This window comes from Kineococcus terrestris (assembly GCF_041020755.1).
Classification (GTDB): Bacteria; Actinomycetota; Actinomycetes; order Actinomycetales; family Kineococcaceae; genus Kineococcus; species Kineococcus terrestris.
The window spans coordinates 22590-41711 of the sequence record NZ_JBEUEI010000014.1 but is presented as its reverse complement, the minus strand read 5'-3'; the positions used below and the strand labels follow the sequence as shown (position 1 = coordinate 41711).

Below are 19122 nucleotides of genomic sequence, written 5' to 3'. Positions count from 1 at the left end.
GCTCGGCGGTGGACGCGCGCGCTCAGGCCAGCGCCGCGCCCTCGCGGGCCAGCGCCGACAGGCGGGAGACCGCGCGCAGGTACTTCTTGCGGTAGCCGCCCTGGAGCAGCTCGTCGGTGAACACCTGGTCGAACGGCACTCCGGAGGCGGCCACGGGCACCTCCCGGTCGTAGAGCCGGTCGGCGAGGACCACCAGGCGCAGCCCCACCATCTGGTCGGAGACGGTGCGCACCCCGCGCAGGCACACGGTGCCCGTGCCGTCGACCATCGCCCCGTACCGGCTGGGGTGGACGTCGGCCAGGTGGGCCAGCAGCGCGTCGAAGTCGTCGAGGGTGGCGCCCTCGCGCCCGGCCGCCACGCGCTCCACGTCGGCGTCCTCCAGCGGCCGCGGCGCCGACGGCGAGCCGCGGTGGCGGTAGTCCTCCCCGTCGACGCGCACGACGTCGAAGCGCCCGGCCAGGGCCTGGATCTCGCGCTGGAAGTCCTGCGCGGCGAAGCGGCCCTCGCCCAGCGAGCCGGGCAGCGTGTTGGAGGTGGCGGCCAGCTTCACGTCGCGGTCGACCAGCTCGCGCATGAGCCGGGACATGAGGACGGTGTCGCCGGGGTCGTCGAGCTCGAACTCGTCGATGCAGACGAGGTCGTGGTGGGCCAGCGCCTCCACGGCCGGCAGGAACCCCAGCGCGCCGACGAGGTTGGTGTACTCCACGAAGGTGCCGTAGGCCGCCGAGCGCCCGCCGTCGGTGACGACCTGGTGGTACAGCGAGGCCAGCAGGTGGGTCTTGCCGACGCCGAACCCGCCGTCCAGGTAGGTGCCGGGGGCGCGCTCGTCGGTGCGCTTGCGGCGGAACAGCCCCGCCAGCCCGCCGCCCCCGGAGCCGGACCCGCCCGCGACGCGCTCGCCGAAGACGCTCATCCGCTGCACGGCCTCGGTCTGGCTGGGCTGGTCGGGCGCGGGCACGTAGGTGGAGAAGCGCACGTCGGCGAAGCGCGGCGGCGGCACCAGCTCGGCGACCAGCTGCCCGGGGGGCACCCGCGGGGAGCGCTCCACCAGGGCCGGGCGGGTCTGGTGCTGCTCCTGCTGCTCCGGGCTGCTCACCGCGCCAGCGTAGTGAGGACGGGCGGACGCGCCCGTCCGAGCGGGTGAGGGGCCCGGCGCGGGCCCCGGGCCGCGCACCCCCCTCTGGCAGGATCGCCGCGGGAACGTCCGGCGCGCCCGCGGCGTTGCCGCTGGACGAGTCCGCGAGCACCCGCGAGCCCAGGACCCGAGGACCCGCGACGCACCCCGCCGCCCGGCGGAGAGCTGGAGGAACCGTGCCCCTGCCCCACGACAGCGACCCGAAGCTGGCCGAGTACGCGCACCCGGAGAAGCTCGTCACGACGGCCTGGCTGGCCGAGCACCTGGGCGCGGAGGGCCTGGTGGTCGTCGAGAGCGACGAGGACGTGCTGCTGTGGGACACCGGCCACGTCCCCGGGTCGGTCAAGGTGGACTGGCACACCGAGCTCAACGACCCCGTGACGCGCGACTACGTCGACGGCGAGGCCTTCGCGGCGCTGATGCGCCGCAAGGGGATCTCCCGCGACGACACCGTCGTGATCTACGGCGACAAGAACAACTGGTGGGCCGCGTACGCGCTGTGGGTGTTCACCCTGTTCGGCCACCCCGACGTGCGGCTGCTGGACGGCGGGCGCGCCAAGTGGGTCGCCGAGGGCCGCGCGATGACGACGGAGGCCCCTGAGCCCACCCCCGCGGAGTACCCGGTCGTGGAGCGCTCCGACACCGCCGTGCGCGCGTTCAAGGAGGACGTCCTCGCGCACCTGGGCGGGCGGATGGTCGACGTGCGCTCCCCGCAGGAGTACACCGGTGAGCGCACCCACATGCCCGACTACCCGGAGGAGGGCACCGTGCGCGGCGGGCACATCCCCGGCGCGGACAGCGTGCCGTGGGCGCGCGCGGCCGCCGAGGACGGCACCTTCAAGCCGCGCGCGGAGCTGGAGGAGGTCTACCAGCGGGAGAAGGGCCTGGCGCCCGGCGACGACGTCATCGCCTACTGCCGCATCGGCGAGCGCTCCAGCCACACCTGGTTCGTGCTCACGCACCTGCTGGGCTTCGAGAAGGTGCGCAACTACGACGGCTCGTGGACCGAGTGGGGCAACTCCGTGCGGGTGCCGATCGTCCAGGGCCCGGAGAAGGGCGAGGTGCGGGCGCGGTGAGCGAGGACCCCTTCGGCCTCACGGCGGGCCTGCCGCCCGCCCTGGCCGACATCGTCGAGGACTTCCAGGCGCTGCCCGAGCGCGAGCGCCTGCAGCTGCTGCTGGAGTTCAGCCAGGGGCTGCCGGAGCTGCCGGCGCACCTGCAGGGGCACCCGGAGCTCATGGAGCGCGTCGACGAGTGCCAGTCGCCCGTCTTCATCTCCGTGGAGGTGGACCGCGAGGGCCGCGCCCACCTGCACGTGTCCGCGCCGCCGGAGGCGCCCACCACCCGCGGGTTCGCCGGGGTGCTGCGCGAGGGCCTGGAGGGCCTGCCGGCCGCCGAGGTCCTCGAGCTGCCGGCCGACGTGTGCTCGCGCCTGGGCCTGGAGAGGGCCGTCAGCCCGCTGCGCATGCGCGGCATGACGGGGATGCTCGCCCGCGTCAAGCGCCAGGTCCGGGTGGCCCTGGCCGCCTGAGCCGCCACCCACGCCGCCACCCGCGCGGCCGCCGCCCGGCGGCCCCGCCCGTCCCGGTCCCCGTCCTGCGCAGCGGCGGGTGCATCCGGACCCGTCCCGCGAGGAGAAGAACGCACGTGACCGACATCCAGGAGTCCAGCGACGTGGCCCTGGCACCGCAGCACCCGGCCCTGCCCGTCGTCCGGGTGGCCGAGACGCGGCTGCCCACGGCCCACGGCACCTTCCGCGCGGTGGCCTACCGCCAGGCCGACGGCGTGGAGCACCTCGCGCTCGTCACCGGTGACCTCGGCGACGGCCGCGACGTGCTCGTGCGCCTGCACTCGGAGTGCCTGACCGGGGACGCGCTGGGGTCGCTGCGCTGCGACTGCGGCCCGCAGCTGCAGGCGGCGCTGGAGGCGATCACCGCGGAGGGCCGCGGCGTGGTCGTCTACCTGCGCGGGCAGGAGGGCCGCGGCATCGGCCTGGCCGAGAAGATCGCCGCCTACGCGCTGCAGGAGCGCGGCCGCGACACCGTCGAGGCCAACCTCGACCTCGGGCACCCCGTGGACTCGCGCGACTACACCGGCGCCGCGGCCGTGCTCGCCGACCTGGGCGTGCACGACGTGGAGCTCATGACGCACAACCCGGTCAAGGTGGAGGCGCTGCGCGCGCACGGCGTGCCCGTCCTGCGCCGGCGCGACCTGCCGGTGGCCCAGACCCTGGACAACGTGCGCTACCTGCGCACCAAGCGCGACCGGATGGGTCACCGCCTGCCGGGAGTGTCGTGAGCACCGGGACGGGCACCACCGTCCCGGTCCGCCCCCCGCACCCCGCGCCCCCGCCGTCCCCCGCGCCGGTGGACGGCGCCGGCGCGTGGCCGCTGCTGCTGCGCCTGGCCCGCGAGGAGGACCCGGCCGTGGTGGCGGCCGCGCTGGCCCGGCACGCCACCGACCCGCTGGTGCACCGCTACGCGCGCCTGCTGGCCGCCGGGCGCACCGGCGTCGTCGCGCAGCTGGGACAGAGCCTGGACGGCTGCATCGCCACGGCCGGCGGGGACTCGGTGCCGGTGACGGGCGAGGCCGACCACGAGCACCTGCACCGGCTGCGCGCCCTCGTGGACGCCGTGGTGGTGGGCCCGGGCACCGTGCACCACGACGACCCGCGCCTGACGGTGCGAGCCGTGCCCGGCCCGGACCCGCGCCGCGTCGTCCTCGACCCCGCGGGCCGGCTGCGCGAGCGCGCCCTGCTGCGCGACCCGTCCACCCTGTGGTTCACCCAGTGCCCCGTGGACTCCCCCGGCGCGCAGGTCGTCGTCCTCGACGTCGGCTCCGGCCCGGCCGAGGTGCTGGCGGTGCTGCGCGAGCACGGCCTGCGCCGCGTCCTCGTGGAGGGCGGCGGGCGCACGGTCTCGCAGTGGGTGGACGCCGGGGTCGTCGACCGCCTGTTCCTGACGATCGCGCCGCTGGTCATCGGGCGCGGCGGCCGGCGGGGGCTGTCCCTGCCGGACGTGGAACCGCTGAGCGCGTGCCGCCGCCCGCCGGCGCACCGGCACGTCCTCGGCGAGGACGTGTGCTGGGAGCTCGACCTGCGCGCCTGACGCCCGGTCCGCGCGGGACCCGGATCACCGGTCCGCGCGGGACCCGGATCAGGCGCCGGGGACCGGCCAGGGGGCGCGGGCCAGGCGCTCCTCGGTGCGCCGCACCGCCGCGCGCAGGGCGGGCTCGCGCACACCGCTCACGCGCACCGTGGCGCTGCCCGGGCCCTGCCGCCGGTGCACCTCCGCGAAGCGCGCGTCCAGGTCGACGGGCTCGCCGAGGCGGCCGGTGCGCTGGTCGGCGTAGGCGAGGGCGTCCGCGAGCGGGCCGGTCGCCGAGCCGGGGACGCCGAGGTCGGCCAGCTCCCGCGCCAGGCGCAGGTGGGCGGCGACGAAGCGGGCGCCGGAGTGGTGGGCGACCAGGCCCACGACGCGGGCGTCCCAGCCGCGGTCGGCCAGCCAGCGCGCGCCGTCCAGCGGGTGGTAGCCGTGGCGGACGAGCTCGGGCGCGTAGCCGACGTCGTGCAGCCAGGCCGCGGCGACGAGGACGGGGCGCTCGGCGGGCGGCAGCACGCGGGCCACCACGCTGGCGGTGGCGGCGACCCCGCGGGTGTGGCTCAGGCGGGCCGGGTCGCCGGCCAGCAGCTGCCCGGCCACGGCGCGCGCCTCCTGCACGGCCTCCCCGGGCAGCGCGGGCGGGCCGAGCGGCCCGGTGGGCCCGGGCGGGGCGACCCGCACGACGGCCGGGTCGCGGGCGGGCTGCCGGGTGCGCGCGGTCTGCACGGTCCGGGAGCGTAGGGCGGACCGGCGGGGCTCCACAACGCCCCCGGCGGCGCGCTCGGCCGATCCGGTGAGAGCGCTCTCTGCTGGTGGCGCGCCGGTCGGCCGCGCGCGTCAGGCGGGCGGTCGCGCGGGCAGCGCGAGGAGGTCCTCGTGCCCCACCCGGGCGCGCAGCCCGGGGTCGGCCAGGCGGCTCCCGCGCCAGTCGTCCCAGTCGCGGTCCCCGTCCGGTCCCGCGCCGCCCGCGCGCGCCGGCGCCAGCCAGCCGTCCAGCCAGGCCTCCAGCAGCGGCCGGGTCGCCGGGCCCAGCCGCCACGGCGACGGCTCGCGGTGCACCCGCCAGCCGCCGGCGGCCAGCAGCCCCGCCACGTGGCCGGTCGCGTCCGGGCCCAGGCCGTGCCGGCGCTGGTCCGCGTCGAAGGCCGCGGCGACCGCGTCGTCCCCGTCGGCCGGCGGGTCGAGCCGGGCGCTGCCGGTCACGGTGAGCGCCAGCAGGACCGGCGGGCGGGGGTCCAGGGCGCCGAGCGCGCCGGTGAGCACGGCGGCCGCGGCGGGCGTCAGCACGTCGAGCAGCGCGGAGGCCACGACGACGTCGGCGGGCCGGCCGGCCGGGCGCAGGACGGCGGCCAGGGCGTCGGCGTCCCCCAGGTCCAGGCGGGCCGCGACCGCGTCCACCCGCACCCGCTGCCCGTCCGGCGTCGTCCCGTCCGGGCGCGGCCCGGCCAGCGCCCGCCGCAGGAGGGCCTCGTCGTGGTCGGCGAGCGTCCACTCCTGCCGCGCGTGCCCGGCCGCGGCCAGCCGCGGCGCCAGGTGCCGCAGCGTCGAGCCCGCGCCCGCCCCCAGGTCCACCACGCGCAAGGGGGCGCCCGGGGCCGGCAGGTGCCGCAGCAGCAGCTCCTCCAGCCGCTCGGAGCGGCTGGCGTGGTCCACGGGCTCGCGCAGCGCCAGCCAGTCGGCGTCGAAGCGCTCCAGCTCGCGCTCCCCGTGCTGCTCAGCCACCGGCCGCTCCTCCCGCTCGGGGCGCGTCGCGCGCCAGCTCCAGCGCGCCGCGGACCGCGGCCGCGGTCCCCTCCCACGTCGGCAGCGACCCGGCGCGCCGGCGGGCGGCGGCCCGCAGGTCCCGGCGCAGCGCCGCGTCGTCGGCCCACCGCTCCAGCGCGGCGGCCACGGCGTCCGCCGAGCGCTCGACGACCAGACCGGCGTCGCCCACGAGGTCCGGCAGCTCGCCGGCACCGCTGACGAGCGAGGGGACGCCGCGGGCCAGGGCTTCGGCGACCGCCATGCCGTACGGCTCGCGCGAGGACAGCAGGACGTGCAGGTCGGTACGGTCCCAGCGCGCCGCCAGCGCCCCGGCGTCCAGCGGCCCCAGCAGGGCGGCGCGGGCACCGGTGCCGGCGGCGCGCACCGCCGCCTCGACGGCCCTGCCGCCGGGCCCGGTCCCGCCGGCCATCGCCAGCGTCCACGGCGCGCCCAGCCGCTGGACGGCCTCGACGGCCACGGCCTGCCCCTTGCGCTCGCACACGGTGCCCACGCTCAGCAGCCGGTGCGCGCCCAGCGCGGCCGACGCCCGCGCGGGCGCGGTGCCCGGCTCGGCCAGGACGAGGCGGTCCCCGGCGACACCGAGGTCGCGCAGCCGGCGCGCCGACCACGCGCTCGTGGCGACGACGGCGGTCGCGGCGGCCAGCGAGCGCCGCTCGTCGGCCAGCGGCGCGGCGGGCGGGTCGTCGTCGGCGCGCAGCAGGTGCACCAGCAGCACCGCGCGCACCCGCGGCGCGTGCGCGGCCAGGACGTCGGGGTGGGCGGTGGCCACCAGGCCGTCGAGCAGGACCGGGGACCCGGCGGGCACCGCGCCCAGGGCGTCGTCGAGGGCCGCCGCCGGGTCGGGCCCGGCCGCGGTGACGGCCCGCAGCCCGGGCAGGCCCGCCAGGAGGCGCTGGTCGTAGCGGTTGCCGCCGCTCGGCGCGTCCAGCCCGGCCGGCACCAGGAACGGGACCCGGTCCGGGGCACCGGAGCGGACCTGCGCGGCGGGCGCGCCAGCGCTCACAGGGACCGCTCGTAGGCGCCCCACGCCACGTCGGACTCGCGCAGCAGCACGTGCAGGGAGTCCAGCCCGGCGGCGTGCGGGCCCAGGTCGCCGGCCGCGACGGCGTCGGCCAGGCGGTCGGCCAGCCACCCGCACAGGAACTCCGTCGTGGTGGTGCGGCCGCGGAACTCCTCGACCTCGTCGAGGTTGCGGTAGCCGATGCGCCCCAGCGCCGCCGCCAGCGCCGCCGCGGCCGCGCCGATGTCCACCACGAGGCCGTCGGGGTCCAGCTCCCGGCGGCGGAAGGTGGCCTCGACGACGAACGTGGCCCCGTGCAGCGCCTGCGCGGGCCCGAACACCTCCCCGGGCAGGCTGTGGGCGACCATGACGCGGTCGCGGACGGTGAGGGAGTACACGGGCGGCTCCGGAGGTCGGGGTCGGGGACCGGCGGGGTCGGCGGGCGGGGTCGGCGGGCGGGGTGTCAGCCGGCGGGGTGCCGGCCGGCGGCGTAGCGCACGCGGTGGCACAGGGCGTGCGAGCCGGGCCCGGCCACGCGCGGCAGATCCCGCGGCAGGTCCTCGAAGGCGCTCTCCCCGCTGACGAGGGCGTCGAACGCCTCGTCGCGCAGCAGGTCCAGCGCCAGCGCGAGGCGCCGGCGGGTCGTCCAGCGGGGGGCGCGCGCCGGCGGGACGCGCCCGACCTGGCTGGCCCGCACCGTCAGGCGCCGGGAGTGGAAGCCCTCCCCCAGGCGCACCTCGACGGGCCGGTCGCCGTACCAGCTGAGCTCGGTCAGCACGCCCTCGTCGCCCAGCAGCGACAGGCCCGTGGACAGCCCCGCGCCGGTGCCGCTGGTGTGCAGGACGACGTCGCGCTCGCGGCGGGCGTCGTCCGGCGCGACGAGCTCCACGCCCATCCGCCGCGCCACGGCGTCCCGCCCGGGCGCCACGTCGACGGCCTCCACGTCGGTGCCGGGCACCTGCGCGGCCAGCCGCGCGACCACGAGGCCCAGGACGCCGGCGCCCACGACGCTGACCCGGTCCCCGGCGGCGACCTGCGCGTCCCACAGGCCGTTGACGGCCGTCTCCAGCATCCCGGCCAGCACCGCCCGCCCGGCCGGGACGCCGGCGGGCACGGCGAGGACCGCGCCGGCGGGCACGACGTAGCGGTCCTGGTGCGGGTGCAGGCAGAAGACGGTGCGGCCCAGCAGCTCCGGCACCCGGCCGCCGGCCGTGGTGACGGTGCCCACCGACAGGTAGCCGTACTTGACGGGGAAGGGGAACTCCCCGGCCTGGAAGGGCGCCCGCATCGCGTCGTGCTGGCTGGGCGGCACCCCGCCGCGCATCACGAGGGCCTCGGTGCCGCGGCTGACGGCGGAGAACAGGGCCGTGACCTCCACGTCCCCGACGCCGACGGGCCGCAGCTCCTCCTCGCGCAGCTCCCCCGCGCCCGGGCCGGTGGTCCAGAACGCCCGCGCGGCGCTCACGCCCCGCCCCCCGGGCCGGGGCCGGCGCCGGGACCGGGGTCGTCGCCCAGGTGCTCGCGCAGGAACCCCTCGACGGCGGCCTCCCAGCGCTCGGGGTCCACGTTCCACTCCTTGGTGTGGCGGGCGCGCTCGCTCGGCACGTACGTCACCAGGTCCGGGCGGGCCGCGGCCAGGCGCTGCGAGGGCCCGGAGGGCACGTAGTCGTCGTCGTCGCTGTGCAGCAGCAGCACGGGCAGGACGAGCTCCTCGGCGCGGCGCACCCAGTCCATGAGGCGCAGGTCCACCGGCCCGTCGACGCCGACCAGGCGCCGGCCCAGCGGGTGCGCCAGCAGCCGCAGCCCGTAGCGGCCCAGCTGCACCGGCACCCCGTAGCGGCGGGCCTGGTGGTCCAGGACGTCGTACCAGTCGACGACGGGACCGTCGAGGACGAGGGCGGCCACCCGCTCGGCCAGCGGCGAGCGCGCCGCGAACTGCAGCAGGATCGCCCCGCCCATCGACCAGCCGACCACCACGAGGCGGCGCGCGCCGGCGTCCAGCGCGTACCGGGCCACGGCCTCCACGTCCTGCCACTCGGTGTCGCCCAGGCCGTAGCGCCGGGCCGGGGACGAGGGGCCGTCGGCGTCGTTGCGGTAGGCGGGCACCAGGCACGGCAGGCCCAGGCGGTGCAGGACCGGCAGCGCGCGCAGCGCCTCCTCGCGGGTGGCGCCGCGGCCGTGGACGAGCAGCGCCCAGGTGCCCGGCGGCAGCGCGCCAGCGTCGCCGCTCCCGTCGCCGTCCCCGTCGCCGTCCCCGTCGCCGTCCCCGTCGCCGCCGGCCGGGACGAACCAGCACGGCAGGTCCCCGACCTCGGAGGGCACCCGCAGGTCCTCGTGCGGCAGGCCCAGCGCGCCCGCCGGGGCGCCGGCGAAGAAGTACTGGTTCCAGCGGGCCGGGCCGGGCACCACCCGGCCGGCGTCGACGCCCAGCAGCTCGCGGGTGACGCGCTCGGCGGTCACCGACAGCACGTCCCCGACGCGGAAGTGGCCCCGCCCGGCCTCCGTCCACACCCCGTACCGGCCGGGCACGACGGTGTCCGGGGTGACGGTCAGCACGACGCGGCGCGGCCCGACCTGCAGGACCTCCAGGTCGTCGGGCTTGTGGCGGGTCGGGGTGACCACGGCGCGGGCGAAGGCGGCCGCCACCCCGGTGGCCGCGGCGGCGCCGAGCGCGAGCGCCGCGGTGGAGACGGCGCCGACGACCGCGCCGCGCGGGGCCCTCACGCGGTCTCCTCCTGCGAGGCCGCCCGCCACGCCGCCCGCACGAGCGGCACCTGCAGCGGCAGCCGGGCCAGGGTCAGCGCGCAGCGCGCCCGGGCGGCGGGCCCGCGGCCGCGCCCCCGCCAGGCGTCCAGCGCCATCCGGCCGTTGGCGGGCCAGACGGCCAGCAGCAGCCCGGCGCTCGCGCGGGCGGCGGCCGGGCGCGTGCGCGGCACGGCCAGCCCCGCGGCCAGGAGCAGCTCCGCGACGCCGGAGACCAGCGTCCACGCGCGCGGAGCGCCGGGCAGCGAGCGGGGGACGACCGCGTCGAAGGGAGCCGGCCGCAGCAGGTGCGCGGTGCCCGCCGCGCCCAGGAGCGCGGCCAGCGGCAGCGCCGGGCCGCCCGGGACCCGCACCCGGCGGGCCGTGCCCGCGCGGCCGTGCCCGCGCTCGCGCGTGCCGTCGTCCGCGTCGTCCCGGTCCACGTCGTGATCCTGCCGCAGGCCCCGCGCCGCGGCGACGGCGCCCCCGGTAGCGTCGCGGGGGTGCCGTCCACGCCCGTCCCGCCCCCCTCCCCCGACGCCGCCCGCGAGCCGGTCGCGCCGCCCGGCGGCCCCGCCGCGGAGCCGTCCTCCGGGGCGTCGTCCCCCGGGGCGTCCTCGCCGTGGACCCTCGTGGTGCTCACCGAGGAGGCCTTCGGCGACGTCGACGCCCGCAACGTCGCGCAGCTGCACGCCGGGGAGGCCGTGCGCCACGTCGTCCTCGTCCCGGCCGACACCCGCCGCAGCGTCCTGGCCGGCCTGCTGGACCACCTGAGCCTGGGCGAGCTGCGCGAGGCCCTCGGCGCCCTGCGCGAGGGCGGGCGCACCGACCCCGAGCGGGCGCGCGCCGAGGCCGAGGCCGCCCTGGCGGCCACCCTGGCGGCCCTGCGCGCGGAGGGCCTGGACGCCGACGGGCGCACCACGGGCGACGACCCGATGCCCGCGGTGCGCGAGGCGCTGCGCGACGAGCCCGACGCCCGCGAGCTGGTCGTCGTCACCCGCCCGCACGCCGTGGAGGACACCTTCCACACCGACTGGGCCTCGCGCGCCCGCGACGAGCTGGGCGTGCCCGTCCTGCACGTGTACGCGGGCACCACCCGCCTCGGCTGAGCGCCCGGGCGGGCTCCCCGCCCACCCCGGGCCGCCCGGACCGCCCCGGAACACCGCCCCGCGCGCGCCGGTTGGAACGGTCATGACGAGCTCCGAGACCACCGGCCGCTACGCCGTGACCAAGACCGACGCCGAGTGGCGCGAGCAGCTGAGCCCGCAGGAGTACGCCGTCCTGCGCCAGGCCGGCACCGAGCGCCCCTTCACCGGCGAGTACGAGGACACCACCACCGAGGGCGTCTACGCCTGCCGCGCCTGCGGGGCCGAGCTGTTCACCAGCTCCGAGAAGTTCGCCTCCCACTGCGGGTGGCCGTCCTTCTTCGACCCCAAGGACAGCGACGCCGTCGAGTTGCTCCAGGACCGCTCCCTCGGCATGGTCCGCACGGAGGTCCGCTGCGCGACCTGCGGGTCGCACCTCGGCCACGTCTTCGAGGGCGAGGGGTACCCGACGCCGACCGACCAGCGGTACTGCATCAACTCCATCAGCCTGACGCTGCGCCCCACGGCCTGAGCACCCGCCCACCGGCGGGTCCGGTGCCCGGGCCGGCGCGGGCGCACCGACCCGAGGAGAGCGCGTGAGCGTCCCCGTCCTGGACCTGCCCACCGGCCGGCCGATCCCCCAGCTGGGGCTCGGCACGGCCCGCACCGACGACGCGACCGCCCGGCGCGTCGTCGCCCAGGCCCTCGAGCTCGGCTACCGGCTCGTCGACACGGCCGCGAAGTACGAGAACGAGGTGGGGGTCGGGCAGGGCATCGCCGACGCCGGCCTGCCCCGCGAGGACCTGTACGTCACCACCAAGCTGCGCGGTGCGGACCAGGGGTACGCCCCGACCCGCACCGCGCTGCGCGCCAGCCTGGAGCGCCTGGGCCTGGACCACGTCGACCTGTACCTCGTGCACTGGCCGCTGCCGCGCCTGGGCCTGTTCGCCGAGAGCTACCGGGCGATGGTGGAGATGCGCGAGGAGGGGCTGACCCGCGCCGTGGGCGTCTCCAACTTCCTGCCCGAGCACCTGGACGTCCTGCACGCCGAGGGCCTGCCGGTGCCGGCCGTGAACCAGGTGGAGTTCCACCCGCGCCTGCAGCAGCGCGGCGTCCTCGACGACAACACCCGCCGCGGGGTCGTCACGCAGGCGTGGTCCCCGCTGGGCGCCGGCAAGGGGCTGCTGGAGGAGGAGCCGGTGCGCGCCGCGGCGCAGCGGCACGGCGTCAGCCCCGCGCAGGTCGTGCTGCGCTGGGACGTCCAGCACGGCGTGGTGACCATCCCCAAGGCCTCCAGCCGCGAGCGCCTGGCGCAGAACCTCGACGTCTTCTCGTTCTCGCTGGACGACGCGGAGGTCGCCGCGATCGACGCGCTGGAGCGCGGCGAGCGGGTGGGCGGGCAGGACCCGGCGCTGCACGAGGAGTTCTGAGCGGGCCCGGCGTGCGGGGGCGGACCGCCCCCGGCAGGGTGGGGGCCATGAGCGAGCAGTCCCACGAACCCGCCGAGCCCGACGTCGACCCGCTGGACGACCCGGACCTGCGCGCCCGCGACTCCTCGATCGACGCGGGCCCCGACGACGGCGACGAGCTGGGCGCCCTGCGCACCGACGACCTCATCGGCGACTCGGACGACGACACGTACGACACCGACCGCTCCAGCAGCCACGCGCTGCGCGAGCTGATGCGCGACGACGTCGACCCGGACAACGAGACGCTCGACGAGCGCCTCACGCAGGAGGTCCCGGACGACGCGGGCGGCGCCGGTCACCTGCCGGCCACCGACCCGCTCGAGGGCGCCGACACCCCGGACCCCGAGCGCATCTGAGCAGCTCCGGACGGCGCTGAGCAGCACCCGGACCCGACGACGAGGGCCCCGCACCGGACGGTGCGGGGCCCTCGCGCGCGGGCGCGGCGCGTCAGTGGAAGGAGGCGACCAGGTCGGCCAGCTCGACCTTGGGGCCCGTGTAGAAGGGCACCTCCTCGCGCACGTGCCGGCGCGCCTCGGTGGCGCGCAGGTCGCGCATGAGGTCGACGATGCGGTGCAGCTCGTCGGCCTCGAAGGCCAGGACCCACTCGTAGTCGCCGAGGGCGAACGCGGAGACGGTGTTGGCGCGCACGTCCTCGTAGGGGCGGGCGGCCAGGCCGTGGTCGCGCAGCATCGTGCGGCGCTCGGCGTCCTCGAGCAGGTACCACTCGTAGGAGCGCACGAACGGGTACACGCACACGTAGTCGCGGGCGCGCTCGCCGGCCATGAAGGCGGGCACGTGCCCGCGGTTGAACTCCGCGGGCCGGTGCAGGCCCACGACGGACCACACGGGCGCCAGGTGGGCGCCCAGGCGGGTGGCGCGCAGGCGGCGGTAGGCCTCCTGGACCAGCTCGACCGTCTCGGCGTGCCACCAGACCATGACGTCGGCGTCGGCGCGCAGGCCCGCGACGTCGTAGAGGCCGCGCACGACGAGGCCCTTGCCGGTCAGCTCGTCCAGGAGGGCCTGCACCTCGCCCACGAGGGCGGGCCGGTCGGCGTCGCCGAGGGCGCGCTCCACCCGGAACACCGACCACATCGTGTAGCGGACGGTGTTGTTGATCTCCTCGGCGCTGGGGGCGGCGTGGCTGGTCTCGGTCATGGCGCCATTCTCCCCCGCGCCCGGCGGACGGCTCCCGCGGGCCGGGGGGTGAGACGCCTCACGCGCGGGCGGGCCCCACGGGCCCGGTGGGCTCGGCGAGCTCGGTGAGCACGGCGTCGGCGGCCGCCCGGGCGGCGGCCGCGCACGCGGGCACGCCCACCCCGTCGAGGACGGACCCGGCCAGCGCGAGGCGCCCGGCGCCGGCGACGGCCGCGCGCAGGCGCCCCACCCGGTCCAGGTGCCCGACGGCGTACTGCGGCAGCCCGTCCGTCCAGCGCGCCACCGCGGCGTCCACGGGACGCAGCTCGCGGCCCAGCAGGGCGCCCGCGTCGGCGACCGCGGTGGCCAGCACCCGCTCGTCGTCCCAGCGCAGGACCTCGTCCTCCCCGGCGCGGCCCAGCGAGACGCGCAGGACCGCGACGCCCGCGCGCTGGGCCGCGACCCAGGCCCACTTGGACGCCGACAGGGTCAGCGCCTTGACCCGCAGCCCGGCGGCCGCGCCCACCGCGGGCGGCACGAGGACCCCGGAGCCGCTCAGGCCGGCCAGCTGGCCGGCGGGCACGGCCAGCGCCGCGATGACCACGCTGGCCGTCTCCACGGCGGCGAGCTCGGCGGCGGCCGCGGGCACGGGCCCGCGCAGCAGCCGCGCCGCGGCGGGCGCCGGGAGCGCCACCACCACGGCGTCGGCGGCGAGCGTCCCGGCGGGGGTGCGCACCCGCCAGCCGCCGGTCCCGTCGCGGCCGTCGCGCTCCAGGCCGGTCACGGGGGTGCTCGTGCGGACCTCACCGCCGCGGGCGGTGACGGCGGCCGCCAGCGCCTCGGGCAGGCGGGCCACACCCCCGGCGACACCGGCGAAGACGGGCCCGGCGCCGGCGGGGCGGGCGGCGGCGGCCTCGCGGACCCCGGCCATCAGGGGGCCGCCGGCCGCGGCGCGCCGCCACAGCGCGGGGACGGTGGCCCGCAGCGACAGGCGGTCGGCGTGCCCGGCGTAGACGCCGCCGAGCAGGGGCTCGACGAGGCGGTCGACGACGGCCCGCCCGACGCGGTCGGCGACGTGGGCGCCGACGCTGACGTCGTGCTCGAGCGGGGCCGCGGGCCGCTGCTCGTCCTGCGCGGCGCGCTCGACGTCCGCCGGGGCCAGCAGGGCGCGCAGCTGCTCCGCGCTCGCCGGCACGCCCATGACCGTCCCGGCGGGCAGGGGGTGCAGCCCGTCCTCCAGGCGCAGGGAGGCCGAGGCGGTGGCGGGGTGGACGAGGTCGTCGCCCAGGCCGGCCTCGCGCACGAGGTCGACGGCCTCGGGCCGGCGCGCCAGCAGCGACTCGGCGCCCAGGTCGAGCACGACGCCGCCGACCTCGGCGCGCTGCAGGACGCCGCCCACGCGCCCGGAGGCCTCGCAGACCACGACCTCCAGGGGCCGGCCGGCGCGGGTGAGCAGGTGGTGGGCGGCGGTCAGGCCGCTGACCCCGCCGCCCACGACGACGACGCGGGCGGGGCGGGCGGGGCGGGCGGCCCCGCCGGCGCGGTCGGGGCCGGGCCCGCTCACGCGGTGCCGCGCCAGGCGTGCACCTCGTCCACCACGCGGTGCAGCACGTCCGGGTCGGCCGAGGGCGGGACGCCGTGGCCGAGGTTGAACACGTGCCCGCCGCCGGCGCGCTCGCCGGCGGCCAGGACGCGGTACACCTCCTCGCGCAGCACCTCCCAGGGGGCGGACAGCAGCGCGGGGTCGAGGTTGCCCTGCACGGCCACGGGCCGCCCGGCGCCGGCGCGGCCGCGCGCGGCGCCGACGTCCAGCGGCACGCGGAAGTCCACGCCCAGGACGTCGACGCCGCCGTCGACGGCGGCCATCGCGCCCAGCAGCTCGCCGGTGCCGGTGCCGAAGTGGGTGCGCGGCACGCCGAGGTCGGCGACGGCGCGCAGGGCGGCGGCGGAGTGGGCGGCCACGTGGCGCTCGTAGTCGGCCAGGGACAGCGAGCCGACCCAGGAGTCGAACAGCTGCACGGCGGAGGCGCCGGCGAGCACCTGCGCCCGCAGGAACGCCCCCGTGATCTGCGCGAGGCGGGCAGCGAGGTCGTGCCACAGCCGCGGGTCGGCGTGCAGGAGCGCCTTGGTGCGCAGCAGGTCGCGCGAGGGGCCGCCCTCGACGAGGTAGCTGGCCAGGGTGAAGGGGGCGCCGGCGAAGCCGATGAGCGGCGTGCCGCCGTGGCTCGCGGCCAGCTCGGCGGTGATCAGCCGCACCGCCTCGGTGACGTGCCCGAGGGCGTCGGGGGTCAGCTCGGGCAGCCGGTCCAGGTCGGCGCGGGTGCGGAACGGCTCGGCGATGACCGGGCCGGTGCCGGGGACGATCTCCACGCCGACCCCGGCTGCCTCCAGCGGCACGACGATGTCGGAGTAGAAGATCGCCGCGTCCACGCCGTAGCGGCGCACGGGCTGCAGGGTGATCTCGGTGACCAGCTCGGGGCGGCGGCAGGACTCGAGCATCGTCGTGCCCTCGCGCACCCGCCGGTACTCCGGCAGCGAGCGGCCGGCCTGGCGCATGAACCACACCGGGGTGCGCCCGCCGGTCTCCAGGGGCCGGCCGCCGCGCGCGGCCACCAGGTACGGCTGCTGCGCGCCCGGGGCGTCCGGGGCGGTGGTCGCGGGGGCGGGGCTGGAGGTGGGGCCGGGCACGGGCCGATGGTCCCACGGCGCGGCGCACCCGGTCCGCGGCGGCCTCGTGCCTAGTCTCCGGGACGTGACCGTGACCCGCGTGCGACCCGGTGACGGGGCCGCCGTGCCGCCCGCCTTCGCGGACGCCGTGGCCGCCCTGCGCGCGGTCCGCGTGCGCCCGGAGGTGGCCGTCACCGAGGTGGCCGCACCGGCCCGGATCGCCCCGCACGCCGCGGCGCTGTCCGGGGAGGTCCTGCACGACGGCGAGGAGCTGGCGACGGGCCGGTTCATCCTGCTGCACGACCCCGCCGCCCCGCCGGAGTGGGGCGGCGCCTTCCGGGTCGTCACGTACGCGCGGGCGGGTCTGGAGGCCGAGCTGGGCGCCGACCCGCTGCTGGGCCGGGTCGGCTGGTCGTGGCTGGAGGACGCCCTGGCCGGCGCCGGCGCCCGGGCCGCCGAGGTGGGCGGCACGGTGACGCGGGTGCTCAGCGAGGGCTACGGCGCGCTGGCCGACCGCGAGGCGTCCGTGGACGTGGAGGTGCGCGCCTCCTGGACGCCGCTGGCGGCGGGGGGCCCGGGGGGCCCGGGGGGCCCGGGGGGCCCGGGGGGCCCGGTGGGCGTGGCGGGCGCGGCGGGCGTGGCGGTGCTCGCACCCGGTGACGTCGCCGCCCACGTGGAGGCGTGGGCGGTGCTCCTGTGCACGGTCGCGGGGCTGCCGCCGGTGCCCGAGGGCGTCAGTTCCCTCGGACGGCCGTACCGCTGACCCCTCCCTGACGGTCGGTGACCGCCCGTGGCCGCGGGCGGGGCCCGGGCCGGTGGCCGCTCACCCGGACGGGTGCGCGCCCACCCGCCGGGACGCACCCGGCGGTGACGTCGTCGCAGGTCGTGACGGGTGCCGCCGCGTTCCGGGCCGTCCCCGGACGTCAAGGCGGCCCCCCGTCCGGCCGATCACCTCGGGACACAGGCTCCGCACGAGGCGGACGCCGCGCACTGAGGAGGACGACGGTGACTGCGCTCGTCGAACGCCCGGGGATGGCCGTCCCCTCCCGTCTCGGCCGCTTCGCCGCCCTGGTCGCGGTCGCCGACCCGGTGGTCCGCGAGTCGGTGACCCGCACCCTGCGCCTGCTGGGCGCGGCCAACGTGGAGCACGCCTCCAGCGTCGCCCAGGCCCGCGCCCTGGCGCGCACGGGCCCGCGCGCCCTGTTCATCGCCGACGCGGGCCTGCCCGACGGCTCCGGCGCCCAGCTCGTCTCCGAGCTGCGCGCGGCCGGCTGGAACCGCTGCGTCGTGCTGTCCAGCAACGCCGACCCGTTCGCCGTGCGCGGCGCGGTGGCCGCCGGGGTGCGCTGCTACCTGGTCACCACCCGCCCCGAGGGCACCGGCTTCGAGACCCGCACCGGCGGCGCCGGCGTCGACGGCCTGTCCGAGCGCGAGGTCGAGGTGCTCCAGCACGTCGCCGACGGCCGCTCCAACAAGGACACCGGGGCCCTGCTGGGCCTGTCCGCGCTGACCGTCAAGAGCCACCTGGCGCGCATCGCCCGCAAGCTGGGCACCGGCGACCGCGCCGAGATGGTCGCCATCACCCTGCGCGCCGGCGTCATCCAGTAACCGGTCCGGCGACCGGCCCCGGGCGGGCCGGGAGCGCCCCGTACGGTGGGCGCGTGAGCCAGGGCGAGAGCGGTCAGGACGCGGCCGGTCGGGACGCGCCGGGTCAGGACGCCCCCGGCGCCCCCGGCGGGGCCGCCGGGCCGCAGGAGCAGCCGGAGGCCCCGCCGCTGCCCCTGCTCGACGCGCCCACCGGCGGGGTGCCGCCGGTGGCCGACACGCCGGCGGCGCTGGCGGAGGTCGTGGCCGCGATGGCGGCCGGCACCGGCCCCGTGGCGGTGGACGCCGAGCGCGCCTCCGGGTACCGCTACGGCCAGCGCGCCTTCCTCGTGCAGCTGCGCCGCGCCGGGGCCGGCACCGCCCTCGTCGACCCCGAGGCGCTGGGGGACCTGTCGGCGCTGGGCGAGGCCCTCGCCGACGCCGAGTGGGTCCTGCACGCCGCCAGCCAGGACCTGCCGTGCCTGGCCGAGGTGGGCATGCGCCCGGTGACGCTGTTCGACACCGAGCTGGGCTCGCGGCTGGCCGGGCTGCCGCGCGTGGGCCTGGGCGCCGTCGTCGAGGAGCTGCTCGGGCTGCGGCTGGCCAAGGAGCACTCCGCGGTGGACTGGTCCACCCGCCCGCTGCCGCAGCCGTGGCTGAACTACGCCGCCCTCGACGTCGAGGTGCTGCTAGAGCTGCGCGACGCGGTCGCGGCGCGGCTGGACGCCCAGGGCAAGCTGGGCTGGGCCCGCGAGGAGTTCGCCGCCGTCGCGGCGGCCGCCGCGCCCGCCCCGCCCGCCGAGCCGTGGCGCCGCGTCTCCGGCCTGCACGCCGTGCGCTCGCGCCGCCAGCTGGCCGTCGTGCGCGCGCTGTGGCAGGCCCGCGACGAGGAGGCCCGCCGCCGCGACACCTCTCCCGGCCGCCTCCTGCCCGACGCCGCCCTCGTGGCCGCCGCGCGGGCGATGCCCCGCACGCCGCAGGCCCTGCTGGGCACGCCCGGGTTCACCGGCCGGGCCGCCCGCACCCGCCTGGTCGCCTGGTTCGCGGCCGTCGAGGCCGGGCGGGCGCTGCCCGAGGCCGAGCTGCCCCAGCACGCCGCGCGCGGGGACGGCCCGCCGCCGCCGCGCACGTGGGCCCAGCGCGACCCGGAGGCCGCCGCCCGCCTGGCCGCGGGACGCGCCGCGGTCACCGCCCTGGCCGGGGAGCACGGCCTGCCGGTGGAGAACCTCCTGCAGCCGGACGCCCTGCGCCGGCTGGCCTGGTCCCCGCCGCGGCCGGCCGACGCGGCGGCGCTGGGCGCGGCCCTGCGGGCCTCGCGCGCCCGCGACTGGCAGGTCGCCCTCGTGGCGCAGCCGCTGGCCGAGGCGTTCGCCGCGGCCGCCCGCGGCGAGCACCCGGTGGACGCCCCCGCCGACGGCGGGCGCCCGGCGGGCTGAGGACC

At 79.1% G+C, this 19122-nt stretch carries 21 protein-coding genes and 1 pseudogene; 11 read left to right on the top strand and 11 right to left on the bottom strand.

Annotated elements, in window-relative coordinates; all coding sequences use genetic code 11:
- Positions 1-22: 22 nt before the first annotated feature.
- The gene (zapE, locus tag AB8M62_RS10350) at positions 23-1096 is read right to left on the bottom strand and encodes a cell division protein ZapE (RefSeq protein WP_369069474.1); all 1074 of its coding nucleotides are present in this window, start codon (positions 1094-1096) and stop codon (positions 23-25) included.
- Between the two features lie 215 nt (positions 1097-1311).
- On the opposite strand from zapE, the gene AB8M62_RS10345 reads away from it, so the two are divergent.
- The 4 genes and pseudogenes from AB8M62_RS10345 (at position 1312) to AB8M62_RS10330 (ending at position 4242) form a co-directional block, all read left to right on the top strand.
- Positions 1312-2211, top strand: coding sequence for a sulfurtransferase (locus AB8M62_RS10345; RefSeq protein ID WP_369052318.1), 900 nt, complete (start codon positions 1312-1314; stop codon positions 2209-2211).
- Positions 2208-2666, top strand: coding sequence for a SufE family protein (locus AB8M62_RS10340; protein ID WP_369052319.1), 459 nt, complete (start codon positions 2208-2210; stop codon positions 2664-2666). Before AB8M62_RS10345 ends, AB8M62_RS10340 begins: the two co-directional genes overlap by 4 nt.
- Positions 2667-2773: 107 nt before the next feature.
- Positions 2774-3433: pseudogene (gene ribA, locus AB8M62_RS10335) on the top strand (GTP cyclohydrolase II); the annotation flags it as partial.
- Positions 3430-4242, top strand: a complete 813-nt coding sequence (locus AB8M62_RS10330; protein WP_369069473.1) for a RibD family protein — start codon at positions 3430-3432, stop codon at positions 4240-4242. The pseudogene ribA and the gene AB8M62_RS10330, both read left to right, overlap by 4 nt.
- A 48-nt stretch (positions 4243-4290) precedes the next feature.
- Here AB8M62_RS10330 and AB8M62_RS10325 read toward each other — a convergent pair whose 3' ends face one another.
- From AB8M62_RS10325 to AB8M62_RS10295, 7 genes are all read right to left on the bottom strand, one after another.
- Positions 4291-4962, bottom strand: coding sequence for an HD domain-containing protein (locus tag AB8M62_RS10325; protein WP_369069472.1), 672 nt, complete (start codon positions 4960-4962; stop codon positions 4291-4293).
- Positions 4963-5073: 111 nt separating this feature from the next.
- Positions 5074-5958 (bottom strand): SAM-dependent methyltransferase, encoded by an 885-nt coding sequence (locus AB8M62_RS10320; protein ID WP_369069471.1) that lies wholly within the window; start codon positions 5956-5958, stop codon positions 5074-5076.
- Positions 5951-7003 carry a glycosyltransferase gene (locus tag AB8M62_RS10315; RefSeq protein WP_369069470.1) on the bottom strand — a complete coding sequence of 351 codons (1053 nt, stop codon included), beginning with the start codon at positions 7001-7003 and terminating at the stop codon, positions 5951-5953. The genes AB8M62_RS10320 and AB8M62_RS10315 overlap by 8 nt, the downstream gene beginning before the upstream one ends.
- A complete protein-coding gene (locus AB8M62_RS10310; RefSeq protein ID WP_369052324.1) occupies positions 7000-7398 on the bottom strand; it encodes a 6-pyruvoyl trahydropterin synthase family protein in 399 nt (132 codons plus the stop codon). Before AB8M62_RS10310 ends, AB8M62_RS10315 begins: the two co-directional genes overlap by 4 nt.
- Before the next feature lie 65 nt (positions 7399-7463).
- Positions 7464-8465, bottom strand: a complete 1002-nt coding sequence (locus AB8M62_RS10305; RefSeq protein WP_369069469.1) for a zinc-dependent alcohol dehydrogenase — start codon at positions 8463-8465, stop codon at positions 7464-7466.
- A complete protein-coding gene (locus AB8M62_RS10300; protein WP_369069468.1) occupies positions 8462-9724 on the bottom strand; it encodes an alpha/beta hydrolase in 1263 nt (420 codons plus the stop codon). Before AB8M62_RS10300 ends, AB8M62_RS10305 begins: the two co-directional genes overlap by 4 nt.
- Complete coding sequence (locus AB8M62_RS10295) at positions 9721-10116, bottom strand: DoxX family protein (protein ID WP_373694910.1); 396 nt, start codon at positions 10114-10116, stop codon at positions 9721-9723. The genes AB8M62_RS10300 and AB8M62_RS10295 overlap by 4 nt, the downstream gene beginning before the upstream one ends.
- Positions 10117-10245: 129 nt before the next feature.
- Between AB8M62_RS10295 and AB8M62_RS10290 the strand changes: the two genes are divergently transcribed.
- The 4 genes from AB8M62_RS10290 to AB8M62_RS10275 all read left to right on the top strand — a co-directional run bounded on the left by AB8M62_RS10290 (position 10246) and on the right by AB8M62_RS10275 (position 12652).
- Entirely contained in the window at positions 10246-10851 is a 606-nt protein-coding gene (locus tag AB8M62_RS10290; RefSeq protein WP_369052327.1) for a hypothetical protein, read from the top strand.
- Between the two features lie 82 nt (positions 10852-10933).
- A complete protein-coding gene (msrB, locus tag AB8M62_RS10285; RefSeq protein WP_369052328.1) occupies positions 10934-11359 on the top strand; it encodes a peptide-methionine (R)-S-oxide reductase MsrB in 426 nt (141 codons plus the stop codon).
- Between the two features lie 64 nt (positions 11360-11423).
- Positions 11424-12257, top strand: coding sequence for an aldo/keto reductase (locus AB8M62_RS10280; RefSeq protein ID WP_369052329.1), 834 nt, complete (start codon positions 11424-11426; stop codon positions 12255-12257).
- Positions 12258-12304: 47 nt separating this feature from the next.
- Positions 12305-12652, top strand: a complete 348-nt coding sequence (locus tag AB8M62_RS10275) for a hypothetical protein (protein ID WP_369052330.1) — start codon at positions 12305-12307, stop codon at positions 12650-12652.
- Positions 12653-12743: 91 nt separating this feature from the next.
- On the opposite strand, the gene hemQ is transcribed toward AB8M62_RS10275, so the two are convergent.
- From hemQ to hemE, 3 genes are read right to left on the bottom strand one after another with little or no spacing between them, the layout of a single operon-like run.
- On the bottom strand, positions 12744-13451 hold the full coding sequence (hemQ, locus tag AB8M62_RS10270) for a hydrogen peroxide-dependent heme synthase (protein WP_369052331.1): 708 nt from the start codon (positions 13449-13451) through the stop codon (positions 12744-12746).
- Positions 13452-13509: 58 nt separating this feature from the next.
- A complete protein-coding gene (hemG, locus tag AB8M62_RS10265; protein WP_369069467.1) occupies positions 13510-14994 on the bottom strand; it encodes a protoporphyrinogen oxidase in 1485 nt (494 codons plus the stop codon).
- Positions 14991-16118, bottom strand: a complete 1128-nt coding sequence (gene hemE / locus AB8M62_RS10260; protein ID WP_373694908.1) for a uroporphyrinogen decarboxylase — start codon at positions 16116-16118, stop codon at positions 14991-14993. The genes hemG and hemE overlap by 4 nt, the downstream gene beginning before the upstream one ends.
- A gap of 64 nt (positions 16119-16182) precedes the next feature.
- On the opposite strand from hemE, the gene AB8M62_RS10255 reads away from it, so the two are divergent.
- From AB8M62_RS10255 to AB8M62_RS10245, 3 genes are all read left to right on the top strand, one after another.
- On the top strand, positions 16183-16860 hold the full coding sequence (locus AB8M62_RS10255) for a DUF3000 domain-containing protein (RefSeq protein WP_369069466.1): 678 nt from the start codon (positions 16183-16185) through the stop codon (positions 16858-16860).
- Positions 16861-17102: 242 nt separating this feature from the next.
- Positions 17103-17705, top strand: coding sequence for a response regulator transcription factor (locus AB8M62_RS10250; protein ID WP_369052334.1), 603 nt, complete (start codon positions 17103-17105; stop codon positions 17703-17705).
- A 53-nt stretch (positions 17706-17758) separates the two neighbouring features.
- On the top strand, positions 17759-19117 hold the full coding sequence (locus AB8M62_RS10245; RefSeq protein ID WP_373694907.1) for an HRDC domain-containing protein: 1359 nt from the start codon (positions 17759-17761) through the stop codon (positions 19115-19117).
- Positions 19118-19122 lie beyond the last annotated feature (5 nt).